15 protein-coding genes and 2 pseudogenes are annotated in these 15,134 nt (G+C 44.4%); 15 read left to right on the top strand and 2 right to left on the bottom strand.

The features are described from left to right. Positions 1-6 precede the first annotated feature (6 nt). The gene (locus NSQ43_RS14750; RefSeq protein WP_339251397.1) at positions 7-888 is read right to left on the bottom strand and encodes a LysR family transcriptional regulator; all 882 of its coding nucleotides are present in this window, start codon (positions 886-888) and stop codon (positions 7-9) included. 104 nt (positions 889-992) lie between these two features. Here NSQ43_RS14750 and NSQ43_RS14745 point away from each other — a divergent pair, with 104 nt between their 5' ends. From NSQ43_RS14745 to NSQ43_RS14720, 6 genes and pseudogenes are all read left to right on the top strand, one after another. Further along, a complete protein-coding gene (locus tag NSQ43_RS14745) occupies positions 993-2,078 on the top strand; it encodes a citrate synthase/methylcitrate synthase (RefSeq protein WP_339251395.1) in 1,086 nt (361 codons plus the stop codon). A gap of 77 nt (positions 2,079-2,155) precedes the next feature. Next, on the top strand, positions 2,156-4,126 hold the full coding sequence (locus NSQ43_RS14740) for a S9 family peptidase (RefSeq protein WP_339251394.1): 1,971 nt from the start codon (positions 2,156-2,158) through the stop codon (positions 4,124-4,126). Between the two features lie 16 nt (positions 4,127-4,142). Beyond that, entirely contained in the window at positions 4,143-4,691 is a 549-nt protein-coding gene (locus tag NSQ43_RS14735) for a GNAT family protein (protein ID WP_339251393.1), read from the top strand. 181 nt (positions 4,692-4,872) lie between these two features. Further along, positions 4,873-5,418 (top strand): annotated as a pseudogene (locus NSQ43_RS14730) (ABC transporter ATP-binding protein); the annotation flags it as partial. 51 nt (positions 5,419-5,469) lie between these two features. After that, a pseudogene (locus NSQ43_RS14725) lies at positions 5,470-5,706 on the top strand (ABC transporter permease); the annotation flags it as partial. 10 nt (positions 5,707-5,716) lie between these two features. Then, a complete protein-coding gene (locus NSQ43_RS14720) occupies positions 5,717-6,361 on the top strand; it encodes a TetR/AcrR family transcriptional regulator (RefSeq protein WP_339251391.1) in 645 nt (214 codons plus the stop codon). A 394-nt stretch (positions 6,362-6,755) separates the two neighbouring features. Here NSQ43_RS14720 and NSQ43_RS14715 read toward each other — a convergent pair whose 3' ends face one another. After that, on the bottom strand, positions 6,756-7,532 hold the full coding sequence (locus NSQ43_RS14715; RefSeq protein ID WP_339251389.1) for an enoyl-CoA hydratase-related protein: 777 nt from the start codon (positions 7,530-7,532) through the stop codon (positions 6,756-6,758). Between the two features lie 176 nt (positions 7,533-7,708). Here NSQ43_RS14715 and NSQ43_RS14710 point away from each other — a divergent pair, with 176 nt between their 5' ends. The 9 genes from NSQ43_RS14710 to fliW all read left to right on the top strand — a co-directional run bounded on the left by NSQ43_RS14710 (position 7,709) and on the right by fliW (position 15,133). After that, on the top strand, positions 7,709-8,554 hold the full coding sequence (locus NSQ43_RS14710; protein WP_339251387.1) for a DegV family protein: 846 nt from the start codon (positions 7,709-7,711) through the stop codon (positions 8,552-8,554). Positions 8,555-8,715: 161 nt separating this feature from the next. Further along, on the top strand, positions 8,716-10,092 hold the full coding sequence (locus NSQ43_RS14705) for a DEAD/DEAH box helicase family protein (protein WP_339251385.1): 1,377 nt from the start codon (positions 8,716-8,718) through the stop codon (positions 10,090-10,092). Beyond that, positions 10,092-10,700 (top strand): ComF family protein, encoded by a 609-nt coding sequence (locus NSQ43_RS14700; RefSeq protein ID WP_339251383.1) that lies wholly within the window; start codon positions 10,092-10,094, stop codon positions 10,698-10,700. Before NSQ43_RS14705 ends, NSQ43_RS14700 begins: the two co-directional genes overlap by 1 nt. A 15-nt stretch (positions 10,701-10,715) precedes the next feature. Continuing rightward, positions 10,716-11,138 carry a TIGR03826 family flagellar region protein gene (locus NSQ43_RS14695; RefSeq protein ID WP_339251381.1) on the top strand — a complete coding sequence of 141 codons (423 nt, stop codon included), beginning with the start codon at positions 10,716-10,718 and terminating at the stop codon, positions 11,136-11,138. A gap of 275 nt (positions 11,139-11,413) precedes the next feature. Beyond that, on the top strand, positions 11,414-11,677 hold the full coding sequence (flgM, locus tag NSQ43_RS14690; protein WP_339251379.1) for a flagellar biosynthesis anti-sigma factor FlgM: 264 nt from the start codon (positions 11,414-11,416) through the stop codon (positions 11,675-11,677). A 24-nt stretch (positions 11,678-11,701) separates the two neighbouring features. After that, positions 11,702-12,205 carry a flagellar protein FlgN gene (locus NSQ43_RS14685; protein ID WP_339251378.1) on the top strand — a complete coding sequence of 168 codons (504 nt, stop codon included), beginning with the start codon at positions 11,702-11,704 and terminating at the stop codon, positions 12,203-12,205. 10 nt (positions 12,206-12,215) lie between these two features. Next, on the top strand, positions 12,216-13,727 hold the full coding sequence (flgK, locus tag NSQ43_RS14680) for a flagellar hook-associated protein FlgK (RefSeq protein ID WP_339251377.1): 1,512 nt from the start codon (positions 12,216-12,218) through the stop codon (positions 13,725-13,727). An 18-nt stretch (positions 13,728-13,745) separates the two neighbouring features. Continuing rightward, entirely contained in the window at positions 13,746-14,615 is an 870-nt protein-coding gene (flgL, locus tag NSQ43_RS14675) for a flagellar hook-associated protein FlgL (RefSeq protein ID WP_339251376.1), read from the top strand. A 65-nt stretch (positions 14,616-14,680) separates the two neighbouring features. After that, positions 14,681-15,133 carry a flagellar assembly protein FliW gene (gene fliW, locus NSQ43_RS14670; RefSeq protein WP_339251375.1) on the top strand — a complete coding sequence of 151 codons (453 nt, stop codon included), beginning with the start codon at positions 14,681-14,683 and terminating at the stop codon, positions 15,131-15,133. Position 15,134: the final 1 nt, after the last annotated feature.

The following is a 15,134-nucleotide window of genomic DNA, read 5'->3' as shown; positions in this document are numbered from 1 at the left end:
AGTACATTATCCAAAATAGAATCCGGAAATCTCTCGGATGAATTCTTCTTCGAGGTCGCCTTTCTTTTTTAAGAGGATAAAGGTGGCGACGGAGGGGAGGGGGAAGAGGTCGAAGTATGGTCTCATGAGTCTTCCTTCCATTAATTCACGGCGCACGATTGAATGGGGGAGGAATGAGACGCCGATTCCTTCCTGGATGAACCGTTTGGCAATATGGGTTTGTGTTACTTTCATTGTCCGAATGCCCGGGATGTGCTTGTTTAATGTGAAAAGCAATTCATCCCAGTAGACGGGGTGATGATGGGTGAGCAAGTAATTATTGATTAACGCCTCTTTTACATCGATTTGTGGCCCGCTTTCTTCGTCATAGCTGTCAGTCGGCATGACAAAGACAATTGGATCCTCGTAGATGCGATGGGATTCAATATCCTTTAGTGTTGCGTTGAGCGCTGAAATGCCTAAGTTCACTTCGCCGCTGTCGACAAGTCGTTCGATCATTTCTGATTCCTCCACCCGGATCGTCAATTCGACTTCCCCGTGACGTTCCATGAAGGTCCTCAAAAAATAGGGCAAAATCGTTTCTGCCATTAACGGTGAAATTGCAATCGTCCAATTCCGTCGATAGCCTTGCGCAAATGCATGCAATCGGTCCACGCTTTCATCTAACTTCTGCATTAAGCCTATTGCTTCGTCATAAAACAATCGTCCGGCTTCCGTCAGCGATACGCGTCGATTGATCCGGTCAAATAGCTGTATGCCTAAATGCTCTTCCAACAGCCGGATTTGTACGGTCACACTTGGTTGGGACAGCATGAGTTTTTCCGAAGCTTTCCTGAAGTTCAGTTCTTCCGCCGCTATGATAAAGGTTCGTAGCCATTGAGTATCCATTCAACCTCTCCTTTTTAATTAATAAAGTTAATTAATTCAATAGTAAACATTCAATTTAATTAATTATATACCTCCTTTATACTAAAAGAAAAGGAGGAATGAACATGTTTAACAGAGGTTTGAAAGATGTTGTGGCAGTTCATACGAAGATCGCGTCGGTTGACGGTGAGTTGGGGGAACTCAGATATAGGGGGATTCAAGTAGGCGAGTTGGTCCCGGATCATTCATTTGAAGAATTGGCTTATCTTCTATGGCATGGTAAATTCCCAGACGGAGAAGAACTGAATTTATTGAAGTCGAAGATGATGGAAGGCAGAAAACTTCCAGAACATATTGCTTCCCTTATCGACATCTTACCGAAAGATATCGCGTTAATGGATGCAATCCGAACCGCCATCTCGGCATATGGACAAAGCGAATTCAAGGAAAAGCCGATAGATGAACAGGCGATTATCCTCACCGCTGTATTGCCCGTTATCATCGTTAGGCATTACAGGAATGTGAATCGATTGCCGATTGTTGAATCGGATGAAAATCTATCGCATACTGCCAATTTCCTTTGGATGCTGAATGGTGAAAAACCTGCTGATGTTCACGTTGAAGCGCTTGAGACATACTTGAAACTGACGATGGAGCATGGCATGAATGCCTCTACTTTCGCTGGAAGAGTCACGATTTCTACGGAATCCGATTTGACAGCGGCTGTCACTTCTGCTCTTGGAGCAATGAAAGGTCCATTACATGGAGGAGCGCCCTCAGGAGTGATCGATCTTTTAGAGGAAATAGGTACCCAAAATAATATTCGACCAGTCATCGAACAAAAACTGAAAAACGGCGAGCGAATAATGGGATTCGGGCATCGGGTCTATAAGACGGAAGATCCTCGCTCGATTTTACTTAGGAAGAAATGCCAAACGTTGGCCGGAAAAGATAAGTGGTTGGATCTTGCGACGGCGGCGGAAAAGGAAATTATCGACTTGCTAAAAACATATAAACCGGGCAGGGAATTATACACAAATGTTGAATACTACGCGGCTGCCATCATGCGGGCCATCAATATGCCGCCCGAACTGTTCACACCCGCATTCAGCGCCGCAAGAATGGTCGGCTGGACCGCGCATGCTATCGAACAACAAGGTGATAACACCATTTTCCGACCGCAATCTTTATACGTCGGAAATAAAATTTAAAAAAATTTAAAAAAGAAGAAGGAATAACTGTTACGGGTGTCGAAATATGTAGAATAGAAAAAAAGGGGGAATTCCATATGAGAAACCTACAAGTAGACGATCTATTTAAACTACAATCCGTCACAAACCCACAGTTATCACCTGACGGGAAAGAAGCTCTGTTCATCAAAACGCATATTGACGAAGAGGATAATAAATACATTTCAAATTTGTACCATATCGACCTATCTACAAAAGAAGTGACACAATGGACGCATGGAAATCACCGTGTCAGCTCACCGAAATGGTCAGTGGACGGAAAGCAGATCGCTTTCTTATCGAATCGCGACGACAAGAATCAGCTATATATTCTACCCGCGCGCGGTGGAGAAGCCAAAAAAGTGACGTCACTTGATAAAGGCGTTTCAAGCTTCGAGTGGTCTCCTTGTGGGACGAAAATCTGGTTTGATGCATCCCTTAAAGAAGGCAGAGACTTCAGTTTCAAAGAAGAAAAGAACGATAAAAAGAAACCTGAACCAGTACGCGTTACAAAAATGAAGTACAAAATGGATGGCGTCGGTTTACTGCCACAGGATTCATACAAGCAAATCGGTTGTGTTGACCTTGAAACCGAGGAAATCACTCAATTCACTGAAGGAAATTTCCAGTATTCACTACAAGCCGTTTCATATGACGGACAACACCTTGTCATTGGCGTGAACCGGAAGGAAAACTTGGACCATGAATTCCGTCAGCCGCTCTTTTTGGTGAATGTGGAAACGAAGGAAGAAACGGTAATCATTGAGGAAGAGGGCTATTATGGCGGGGCACGTTTTTCATTGGATGACAATTATATTGCATTCGTCGGTTCGAACCGTGCATACCAAAATGCTTCACATGGCCACTTATTTGTTTACGATACAAGAAGGGGCAATACGATTAATATTACGGAAAGCATCGATGCGCCTGTCGGGGATTATACAGTTGCGGACCACCAGCAATCAGCAAGTGCACCAAGTGTCGTATGGACGAAAGACAATGACCTCTACTTCCAGCTTTCAACGATGGGTGACGTCCGTCTCTATTTCGGAACACTTGAAGGGGAGTTGTATCCAGCAACGCCGGAAAACGAGCATGTCTATGGATATGATGTGAATGCGGAAGGTGATTTTGCTTTAGTTGCTATTAGTGATCCTGTACATCCAGGCGAAATTTATGAAATGGCAATCGCAACGGGAGAAAGGAAAGCCCTCACTTCATTCAATGACGATTACTTACAGGAAGTGAAGCTTGTTCAACCGGAAGCAATCACGTTTAAAGGGCCTAAAGATTGGGATGTGCATGGCTGGCTCATGAAACCGTCCACGTTTGAAGAAGGGGAGAAATACCCGTTAATCGTCAATATCCATGGCGGTCCACACGCAATGTACGGCAACACATTCTTCCATGAAATGCAGTTGTTCGCGGCAAGTGGATATGGTGTCCTGTACATCAACCCTCGCGGAAGCCACGGATACAGCCAGGAATTTGTTGACGCTGTTCGCGGTGATTACGGTGGCGGCGACTATGAGGATATTATGGCGGCTGTCGACTCTGCACTGTCCGACAATGAATGGATTGACGCAGACCGTCTTGGCGTGACTGGTGGAAGCTATGGCGGTTTCATGACGAACTGGATTGTCGGTCATACAAACCGTTTCAAAGCGGCTGTTACACAGCGTTCCATCTGTAACTGGATCAGCTTCTTCGGTGTTTCCGATATCGGATATTACTTCAGCGAATGGCAAATTGCAGCGGATATGAAAGATGTAGAAACATTATGGAAGCATTCTCCGTTGAAATATGCGGAAAATGTGGAGACTCCATTATTGATCCTCCACTCTGAGAGGGATTTCCGTTGCCCGATTGAACAGGCAGAACAGCTTTATATTACGTTAAAGAGCATGGGGAAAGAGACTGAATTCGTCAGATTCCCTGATGCAGACCATAATCTATCGCGGACCGGTGCACCGAATCTGCGAATCGAAAGACTAAATGAGATGACGGGCTGGTTCGCGAAATACTTATAATTTCGGAGGACACAGTTTGACTTATACACTTGAGGGCGTTACGATCCGCCCGATTAAAGAAGATGACTTGCGGCGTATGTGGGAACTCACTTTCAAAGATGAAAATCCAGAATGGAAGAAATGGGATGCCCCGTATTACCCACATTACACGCTCGATTATGAAACCTATTTGGAGCGAAAAGATAAACTCGTTGGACAAGATGATTATTGGGGTATCGAGGTGGACGGCGAACTAATCGGCATGCTCAGCTATTATTGGGAGCACGAGCCGTCCCTTTGGCTCGAAATGGGCATCCTCATATACGAGCCTAAATATTGGAGCGGCGGTTTTGGAACGAAAGCCCTCACTATGTGGATCGATCATTTATTCAATGAAATGCCGCTGGTCCGCGTCGGTCTCACAACTTGGTCCGGTAACGTGCGGATGATCCGTGTCGCTGAAAAATTAGGCATGACAATGGAAGCGCGTATCCGCAAAGTGCGTTTCTGGAACGACGTTTATTATGACTCCATCCGGATGGGCATGTTGCGGGAAGAATGGGAACAACAGAAAATAAAAGCTTGAAAAGGCAAAATCCTCCTGAAAAAACGAGAGGATTTTGCCTTTTCTCCACTTTTGAAGGACTTGCACATGGTAATTTGAACACATTTAATTACAAATAAAATGAGTGATTACTCACTTTACAAACCTCTTACAATCTATTAATCTAAAGTGAGTAATCACTCACAAAAAGAGGTGACTTTCCATGAATGATAAGCAAGTTTGTGTCTCTATCCGAAATGTCTCCAAAAGTTTCGGAAAGCATGTCGTCCTACAAGACATTAGTCTAGAAATCAGCGAGGGAGAAATTTTCGGCTTATTAGGTCCTTCCGGAGCTGGAAAGACAACATTGGTGAAGGAATTATCTGGCCTTGATGAACCAACCAAGGGAGAGAATTATTTATTCCAGGAAAAAATGCCTTCCTTGCAACTGATCAAGCGGATTGGTTATATGGCCCAATCGGATGCCCTATACGAAGACCTATCTGCAAAGGAAAATCTTCAATTCTTCTCCGAACTCTACGGGTTAAAAGGGCAGAAACAATCACAGCGTATCAAGGAAGTGATGGAACTTGTTAAGCTTTCCGGAGACGTTACAAAATTAGTGTCCAATTATTCCGGCGGGATGAAAAGAAGGCTGTCGCTCGCCATCGCGCTACTTCATGAACCTGAATTGTTGATCCTTGACGAGCCGACTGTCGGCATCGACCCTGTCCTTCGAAAAAGCAATTGGATAGCATTCACTGATTTATAGGAACAAGGCAAAACACTTATCGTCACAACGCATGTAATGGATGAAGCCGTTGTAATCCCGCAAGTCTTTTTCTCGGGACTTTTCAACTTAGAGACGATTGCCGAATGGCTAAGTTGGATAGGTGTTCTGACCCCTCTTTATTACGCCGCCGAAGCACTGCGCGACGTCATGGTAAGGGGGTATGGATGGAGCGAAATCTATCCTAATTTGCTTGTGTTATTTGGATTTTGCCTACTGTTCGTCGCAGTAAATATTATGGTCCTACGAAAATATCGCAAAATATAAGGAGACAATCATGACCGAACAAAATGATTTAATTGAAGAAATGCTACAGGAAGATGAAAGCCTAACTGAAAAACAAAAGCAAATCCTCGTCGCAGCTACCGAATTGTTCGCAGAAAAGGGCTTCGCCGCTTCATCGACAAACGAAATCGCTAAAAAAGCGGGTGTCGCGGAAGGCACCATATTCCGCCATTACAAAACGAAAAAAGAATTGTTACTATCCATCGTCACCCCGATGATGGTCAAAATGATGGCTCCATTCATCATCAAAGACATAAACAAAGTTTTGGATAAGGAATTCGAGCACTTCGAGGACTTCCTTCGTGCCATGATAAAAAACAGGCAGGAATTCCTTGAGAAAAACCTGAAAGTCGTCCAAATCTTCCTGCAAGAGATTCCGTTCCACCAAGAACTACGTGAGCAATTCATTGAACACATCGGAAAGAAGGTGCTCAATCGCTTCGTTCAAATCATTGAGCATTACCAAAAGAAGGGGCAAATCGCTAACATGCCCGCTACAACCGTCATCCGCCTGACAGTTTCAACAATCATGGGCCATTTCGCCACAAAATACGTCATCGGTGCGAGCTGGAATGATGAAGAAGAGATCAATACAATGATCACATTCCTTGTGAAAGGCCTAAAAGCTGAGAATTGAGTAAAAGAAGGTTCCATACCTTCTTTTTTTATGGGATTAACTGAGTACGTTGTGATACGAAGCGATTACGTTGCGATACGGGGTGTTTACGTTTCGATACGAGGCGTTTACGTTGTGATACGAGTAGTTTACGTTGTGATACGGTGTTTACATTGTGATACGGAGCGCTTACGTTGTGATACGAAGCTTTTACGTTGCGATACGGGGCGTTTACGTTGTGATACGGCGTTTACGTTGCGATACGGGGCGTTTACGTTGTGATACGGGGTGTTTACGTTGTGATACGAGCGGTTTACGTTGTGATACAAGCCGTTTACATTGTGATACGTCGCGTCCTTAAAAAAAACGGGTAGGAATAGGAAAATCCCTATACCTACCCGCTATCTATCTAAAATTACTTCCCTTTAAACTCCGGTTTCCTCTTCTCCGCAAACGCAGATAGAGCCTCAAGTCGATCCTCCGACGGAATCGTAATCTCATACGCCTTTCGCTCAATCGCAAGCCCAGTCTGTAAATCCGCATTCATCCCATGCTTGATCGCAAACTTCGCCTGTTGCAACGCGATCGGTCCGTTGCGAAGCAATTCACCCGTGAACCGGTCCAACAACTCCGGCATGTCCGCAGCAACAGCCACATTCGTCAAAATGCCATATTGCAATGCAGATTTCGCATCCAATCTCCTTGCCGTCAAAATGAGTTCAAGCGCTTTCGCTTGACCGATCAATCTTGGCAAGCGCTGCGTTCCACCAGCTCCAGGAATGATCGCAAGACTTGTTTCCGTCAATCCCATCACTGCCGTATCGACCGCAAAACGGAAATCACAAGCGAGGGCAAGCTCCATGCCTCCTCCAAATGCATAGCCATTCAACACCGCAATCGTCGGCTGGGGCAAGTTTTCAACCATCGTAAACACTTCACTGATTTTAAAAACATTACGCTTCACCTGCTCATCGGTCAACAGCCTTCTTTCCTTCAAATCAGCCCCCACACTGAACGCACGATCTCCAGCTCCTGTAAAAATTACAACACGGATATCAGGATTAATGCGAATTGACTCGACAACCATGCTAAGCTCCGTCAACATATCGTAATTGAACGCATTCATTGCATCCGGTCTATGAAGCGTCACCCGCGCAATATGCCCCTCTTGTTCATATAAAAGCGTTTCCATTATAAAACCCCCATTTGTAAAAACTACTCTAAACATATCATTTTTCGGAAGTTGCCGCTATGATAATAATTAAAAAATTAGTATACTTAAAGTATTTGAACCAAGCTGATTCAAAAACCTTTCGCTTTTGTCCTTTCGACACATTTCGGGTAGAATGTTATTCGGGAGTGATACAAGTGAACACAGCAATCGTTACGGATAGTACGGCATATTTGCCTTCAAACATAGTGAAAGAATTGGATATCCATGTCATCCCTTTGACGGTGACAATCGATGGACAAGTATATGATGAAGAAGTCGACCTCAAGTCTGAAGAATTTTATGATAAAGTACGTGGTGATGGGCCGCTACCAAAAACTTCCCAACCACCTGTCGGGAAATTCGCCGAGCTTTTTGACTCATTAAAGAAGGACCATGATTCCATCATTTCAATCCATCTATCAAGCGGAATTAGCGGAACGTTCGCTGGCGCGGTACAGGCAGGTGAAATGACAGAAGGCGTGGACGTTCGGGCATTCGACTCCGAACTGTCCTGCTATATTCAAGGGTTCTATGTGATAAGAGCCGCAAAAATGGCGAAGGAAGGCGCAACGCCTGATGAAATTATGGCGGAGCTCAATGAAATGAAAAAGACGATGCGCGCTTATTTCATGGTAGACGACCTCGCACATCTACAACGTGGCGGTAGATTATCCGGTGCGCAAGCATTGATTGGGGGACTCCTTCAAGTCAAGCCGATTCTTCATTTCCACGACAAAGTGATCGTGCCGTTCGAAAAGATCCGCACTCGTAAAAAAGCGATGAAACGAATCGCGGACATGCTCGCGGAAGACGCAGGGAAAATGCCCCTTGAAGCGGCAATCATCCATGCAAACCGCCCGGAAGAAGCCGAAGCTTGGAAAGAAGAGCTGTCAGCACTTTTACCAGACGTCGAATTCACGATCAGCCATTTCGGCCCGGTGATCGGCACACATTTAGGCGAAGGCTCAATGGGACTTGGCTGGGTGAAACAGAAGGCGTAATGTAAATACACATAAATTGCCGAAAGCACGCATAAAACGCCGGAAAAACGCATAAATCGTTAAAAAAGCTCATAAATCGCAAGAATCGCGCATAAATCACGCCAAACACGCATAAACGCAATCATTCATTCATTAAAATAATAAAAAACGGGGGTGTACACATGACTAAGCCTTTCAATCCGGCAATCAGGGATTTCCTGCACGGCCGTATTTGGCTGCGCATGCACACCCCTTTTCCATCCGAAGAAATAGCCGCACATATCGAAAATGGTCATATTCGAATCATCGAAGGCATCGAAACAAAACCTTCATTTATGAATCAAAAACAACATTTCTGCAACAGATGCGAAAATAATAATCAGGCACTCTTCACAACATTCGACTGCGCAAAATGTGAAGGACCTTGTACATATTGCAGGCATTGCCTCAAAATGGGGCGCGTTTCCTCCTGCACGGAATTGGTAATCTGGAGTGGAGAGAAGCCTACTTACCCAACGAACTATACCCTATCTTGGCAAGGGAAACTGACGCCGCATCAGCAAAAGGCGTCTGATGATCTTATCGAAAGTCAGGAAAATCAAATTCCCCATCTCATTTACGCAGTTTGCGGAGCGGGGAAAACGGAAATCTTATTCCCGCCGATCCATAAGCTTTTAACCGAAGGGAAGCGTGTCTGCATCGCGGCTCCAAGAGTAGACGTCATTCTTGAACTCGAACCACGCCTGCGCACAGCTTTTCCACAATCGAAAATCGAAGCATTATACGGCGGCGCAAAACCAACGATGGAAGCGTCCCAACTTGTTCTTGCCACAACCCATCAGCTATACAGATTCCGACATGCATTTGACGCCATCTTCGTCGATGAAGCGGATGCCTTCCCATATAAGGCGGACGAAACGCTACAAAGAGCCGTCCAAAAAGCATTGAAACCCGGTGCACCTGCCCATTACGTTACCGCAACCCCCTCAGAAAAGCTCATTTCCACCATGAAACGTTCGGGTTCCATCTCTATCATCAATCGCCGCTATCATGGCCATCCTTTACCTGTTCCGACATATGATTCCCTTTGGAACTATGAAAAACAAATTCGTAAAGGAAGACTACCTAAAAAACTGGTACAATGGACTAAGCAAAGACTTGAGAAAAATGAACCATTCTTAGTCTTCTTCCACCATATAGGCTTAATGGAGGAAGCAAGGCCTTTATTCCAACTTCTAAATCCGCATATCCAGTCCGTCCATGCATCGCATCCGGATCGGAAGGAGTACGTCAAGGCACTCAGGAATAAAGAACTTCCCGGCCTCTTGACGACAACCATCCTTGAACGGGGAATTACAATCCCGAATGTTCAAGTGGCGGTAGTTGGGGCGGAACAGCAAATTTTCGATAAAGGCGCACTCATCCAGATCGGCGGTCGAGTCGGTCGTTCGGCGGATTATCCGACAGGCGACTTCACATTTTTCCATAACGGAATCACCTACGCGATGGATGACGCGAAAAACGAAATTATGAGGTTGAATAAAGGGGGGCTCGACTAATGAACTGTCTCCTTTGTGAACAAAAACTTGCAAGCACACCAAGCTGGCAATCTCTCTTCGCCATCGAAAAGTCATTATTGCTTTGCGAAGACTGTTCAAAAGGCTTCGAACGAGTCGATACATGTGAGAGAGGGGACGTTCTCCACCAAGTCAAATCCCTCTACACATACAACGAAGCAATGCGAGAATATCTCCATCAGTACAAATTCCTTCAAGATGTCGCACTATCCGGCGTCTTTGCGAATGAATTAAGGGATGAGCTCAAAGGGAAAAACGCAATCATTGTGCCAATTCCAATGCATCCGGATAAAAAGATAGAAAGAACCTTTTCCCATGTCGACGAGCTATTGCATGCGGCGAATATCCCTTTTGAAGACGTTTTAACCAAAACGAACACCGAAGTGATGGGGGAAAAGACGAGGGAAGAGCGTTTATCAATGCGCCCTTTATTCTCAATCAAAGAAGGCATTGTCATCCAACAAACAACCTACATACTTGTTGACGATATATACACAACCGGCACGACACTCCATCACGCAGCCACCGCTTTACTTGAAGCGGGAGCCGAAAGAGTGGAAGCGGTCACGCTCATCCGTGCAGAAAGATAGGAGGAACCAAATAAAATGGCAGAAGTAAGAAATTGTCCGTCATGTGGTGGAATTTTCTACTACACGGGAATTCGGGATGTATGCCCATTATGTGTGATGGCAGAGGAAGAAATGTACAATAAAGTTTACGAGTTTTTAAGAAGGCGGGAAAATCGTACCGCATCTGCTGAACAAATCGTCAAAGAGACGGGCGTATCGACAAAACTTCTTTATAAATGGGTACGCAAAGGCCATCTGCACCCGTCGAAATTCCCGAATCTTGGCTACCCGTGCGACAGCTGTGGCCTATTAATCACCATTGGAAAAATTTGCGAAAAATGCACAAACTCCCTTAAAAAGGATTTGGACATCGTGGAAGCCGAAGAGGATACGATTGTCATGAATGAAACATATTTGGCACATGGAAAGTATACTAACGAAATCAAATTCGACTCATAAACGCATAAATCCTTCCAAAAGTCCATAACACGTACGAATCACGCATATTTCATTCCAAAGAAGCATAAACAGCCGCATTCACGCATAAATCACCACAAAAGCTCATAAACGCAAAAACCGACTCCATTAAAAGTCGGTTTTTTCTATGCCAATTAAGGAAACACTATCCCGAAGAACGTATTCATACACAAATCTTTCACATTAAGCTAAACCTCAGCTCGAAAATGCCGAAATAAAACGTAACGACAAAAAATCTTCAAGAAAGGAGCCGAATCATGAAGATAAATCGAGTCAACATCACGCCCATCAACCCATACCGTAACAACCAAATGAAAGTTGAACAGGCAAAGGAAAACCTTCAAATCAAAACAGACAAGATTGAAATCTCATCCGAAGCAAAACAACTTTCCGAAACATCACCAATCACGATTGAACGAAACGAAAAAGTTCAATCACTGAAGGCGCAAATCGAATCGGGAACATACAAAGTGGACCCCGAAAAACTTGCACAAAGCCTACTCAACTACTACAAAAAATAAACAAGATGAAAGCAGGGGACTAAGATGACAACAGACACAATACTTTCCATCCTTGACAACTTGGAAAAATTGCATAAAAGCCTGCTTCGCATCGCAAATGAAAAGTCGGAACTCATCAAAAACGGCGATATAAAAGGCATCGACCAACTCTTAATAGATGAGCAGGCACATCTTGCTGCAATCGTCCAAATGGACCAAAGCAGGCAAAAAGCGGTCAGCACGTATCTCGAAGGAAAAGGGATTGCCGCACCGATGAACCCAACAATCACCGACCTGATTGAAGCAACACCCGTTCCGGAATCTGAACAACTCACGGAGGCGAGGGACCGTCTCCTGCATGCGATTCATGAATTGAAATGGCAAAACGATTTAAACCAAAAACTGACCTACCAATCCCTTCAATTTGTGAATCTGTCGCTGGACATGGTTCGACCACGTACGGAATCGGTCACATACTCAAAATCAGGAATAAACGGCAAAAAAGCGACGGGTACGGGGACTATAGCTACCTTCGACTCGCAAGCATAGGAGGAACAATATGCGCTCCACATTCATGGGACTCGAAACAAACAAACGCGGACTCTACGCACAACAAACCGGCCTCTATACGACCGGCAATAACATTAGCAACGCAAACTCGCTTGGCTACACACGACAGCGTGTCAATATGCAGGCAACACAAGGCCTTACTGCGTCTCCAGGACTAATAGGGACCGGTGTCGAGGCAAGCTCTATCCAACGAATCCGGGACACCTTCGTCGACAACCAATTCCGACAAGAATCCAACAAATTAGGGTATTGGGAATCAAGATCGAATGCCATTTCGCAAATTGAAGACATAGTAGGTGAACCATCAGAATACGGCCTGCAAAAATCACTAAGCGAATTTTGGTCCTCCCTACAAACGCTCGCGACAAGCCCGTCAAGCAGCGGAGCAAAAGCTATCGTCATTCAGCGAGGCCAGGATGTAGCCGAGTCATTCAATCATTTACACAGTTCATTGACTGAAGCTCAAGCAAACGTAGGAAAAGAAATCAGCTTTTCAACAGATAAGATCAACTCTCTTTTGAAGGATGTTGCACGTTTGAACGGCCAAATCTCCGGGATGGAATCAGCCGGTTATCTACCAAATGAATTATATGATCAAAGAGATTTATTGTTAGACGAATTGTCGACCTATTTACCGATTGAAACGAAGTATGAAAAAACAGGTGGACGTACTTCGGCGATTGCTGAAGGGACGGTAACTGTGTCGTTGAAAATGAACGACGGCACTAAAATCGAACTTGTGAAAGGCAAGGAATCTGGGGAATTAGGAATAAATCCTACCGATCTCCATGCTTCAGAAGGAAATCAATTAATTCAGGGGATTAATGTTAAGGCTGTCGGTGAAACTGAATTTGCCAATACTGATCTTGCCAAATTCTCGGATTCCGGAAAATTAAAGTCACTAATTAATTCATATGGATATGGCACGGGTGACGGAAATGGCCTTTATCCGGATATGATTGCTGACCTTAACAAAATGGCGGCAGCCTTCGCAAATGAAATGAATATTGTCCATTCAACAGGGTTTGATAGTAACGGTAATTATAGAGAAATTAATTTCTTCGATGCAAAAGTTCCAGGTCAAGCTTTTACTGCTGGTAATATTGTTGTGAATGAGGATCTCGTTAGGGACCCAAATTTATTAGCAGTGTCAAAATCTGCTGATGAAAAAGCAGACGCAGAAAATGCAAAGGCCCTTTTAGCTATCCAAAAAAATGGTTTGCCTGGCTTAGATGGCGCCACATTACAAGACTTCTTTTCAGGCATCATCGGAAAACTTGGTGTGAACGGTCAACAAGCACAGCGCATGGCATTCAACACAGCTTCACTACAAGGCGCCGCCGCCAATCGCCGCGACTCCATCAGCGCCGTTTCATTGGACGAGGAAATGACAGACATGATCCGATTCCAACAGGCCTATAATGCATCTGCCCGCATGATCACAGTCATCGATGAAACACTCGACAAAATCATCAACGGAATGGGCATCGCCGGCAGATAATAAGGGGGGAACCAATCAATGCGCGTAACACAATCCATGCTCTCAAATAATACAGTCCGGAACCTGATGACAAGCTACAATAAAATGAACAAGCTGCAAGAACAGGCGTCTTCCGGAAAAAGGATCAACCGTCCGTCCGATGACCCCGAAGCAGCGATGAAAAGCATAGGCATCCGCAATCAAGTCGACAAAATCGACCAATACAAGAAGAATCTTATCGAAGTGAATAATTGGCTCGATAGCTCTGACGATGCGCTCGACAGTGTAGGCCAAACTTTACACCGTGCCAAGGAACTTGTAACAAATGCCGCAAATACTGGAGCTATGAATCCAGAAGAACGTGAGTTTATTAAAATCGAACTGAGACAACTTCAGGAAACGATTCAAGACTTGGCAAACACACAAGTTATGGATAAATATATTTTCAGCGGGACTAAAACGGATAAGCCTCTGTTCGATAATGGTTCACTCACCACTGACACAGATGGATTTTCAAAAGATATTGAAATTGAAATATTCAGCGGTGTGAATTTAAAGGTCAATACGAATGCCAGGGATCTTTTTGAAGGATTAAATACCTTCTTTAACGAAATCACAAAAGACGGAGACGAAGTCGATTTCAATAAAGCTCTTAAGGACCTCGACACACAAATGGATAATGTCCTCTCACTCCGAATGGACATCGGCGGGCGTTCTAACCGTGCAGAACTGACGCAAAACCGACTCGATATCCAAGAAGGAACAGCCAAAAAACTACAATCCGAAAACGAAGACATCGACTTCGAAAAAGTGGTAACCGAAATGCTTACCCAGGAAGCCGTCTACCGTGCATCCCTCTCAGTAGGCGCAAGGGTCATCCAACCTTCATTAGTCGACTTTCTAAGATAAAAAAAGGACGTTTATACGTTCTTTTTTTATGGCAATTAACAAAAAGAAAAGGAGCGATCACCAGTATGGAAATTCAATCAAAACAAATCCAAACAAAATTCCACGGCGAAATCGAAATACACCAAGACCAACTATGGAACTTCCCGAAAGGAATCCCTGGCTTCGAAACTGAAAAGCAATTCGCGCTGCTTCCGATCGAAGGAAACCCAAATTTCCAAGTACTACAATCAACAACAACCGAAGCAGTAGCATTCATCGTCACCAATCCATACACCCTTGTCGAAGACTACACATTCGACATCGACGACCCAACAATCGAACTACTAAACATCGAAAAACCGGAAGACATATTCGTGTTAGCCATCCTGACACTCAAACAACCATTCGAAACATCAACTATCAACCTACAAGCACCACTCATCTTCCAACTGAACAACAAAACAGCAAAACAAATGATTTTAGGCGACAACCGCTTCAAAACCCGCCACATCATAGGCCAAGTGAAGGAGGAAGTCTAAT

Origin of the sequence: Sporosarcina sp. FSL W8-0480 (assembly GCF_037963765.1) — a bacterium.
Lineage (GTDB): Bacteria > Bacillota > Bacilli > Bacillales_A > Planococcaceae > Sporosarcina.
The sequence above is the reverse complement of the archived record's forward strand: the minus strand, read 5'-3'. Positions and strand labels throughout refer to the sequence as shown.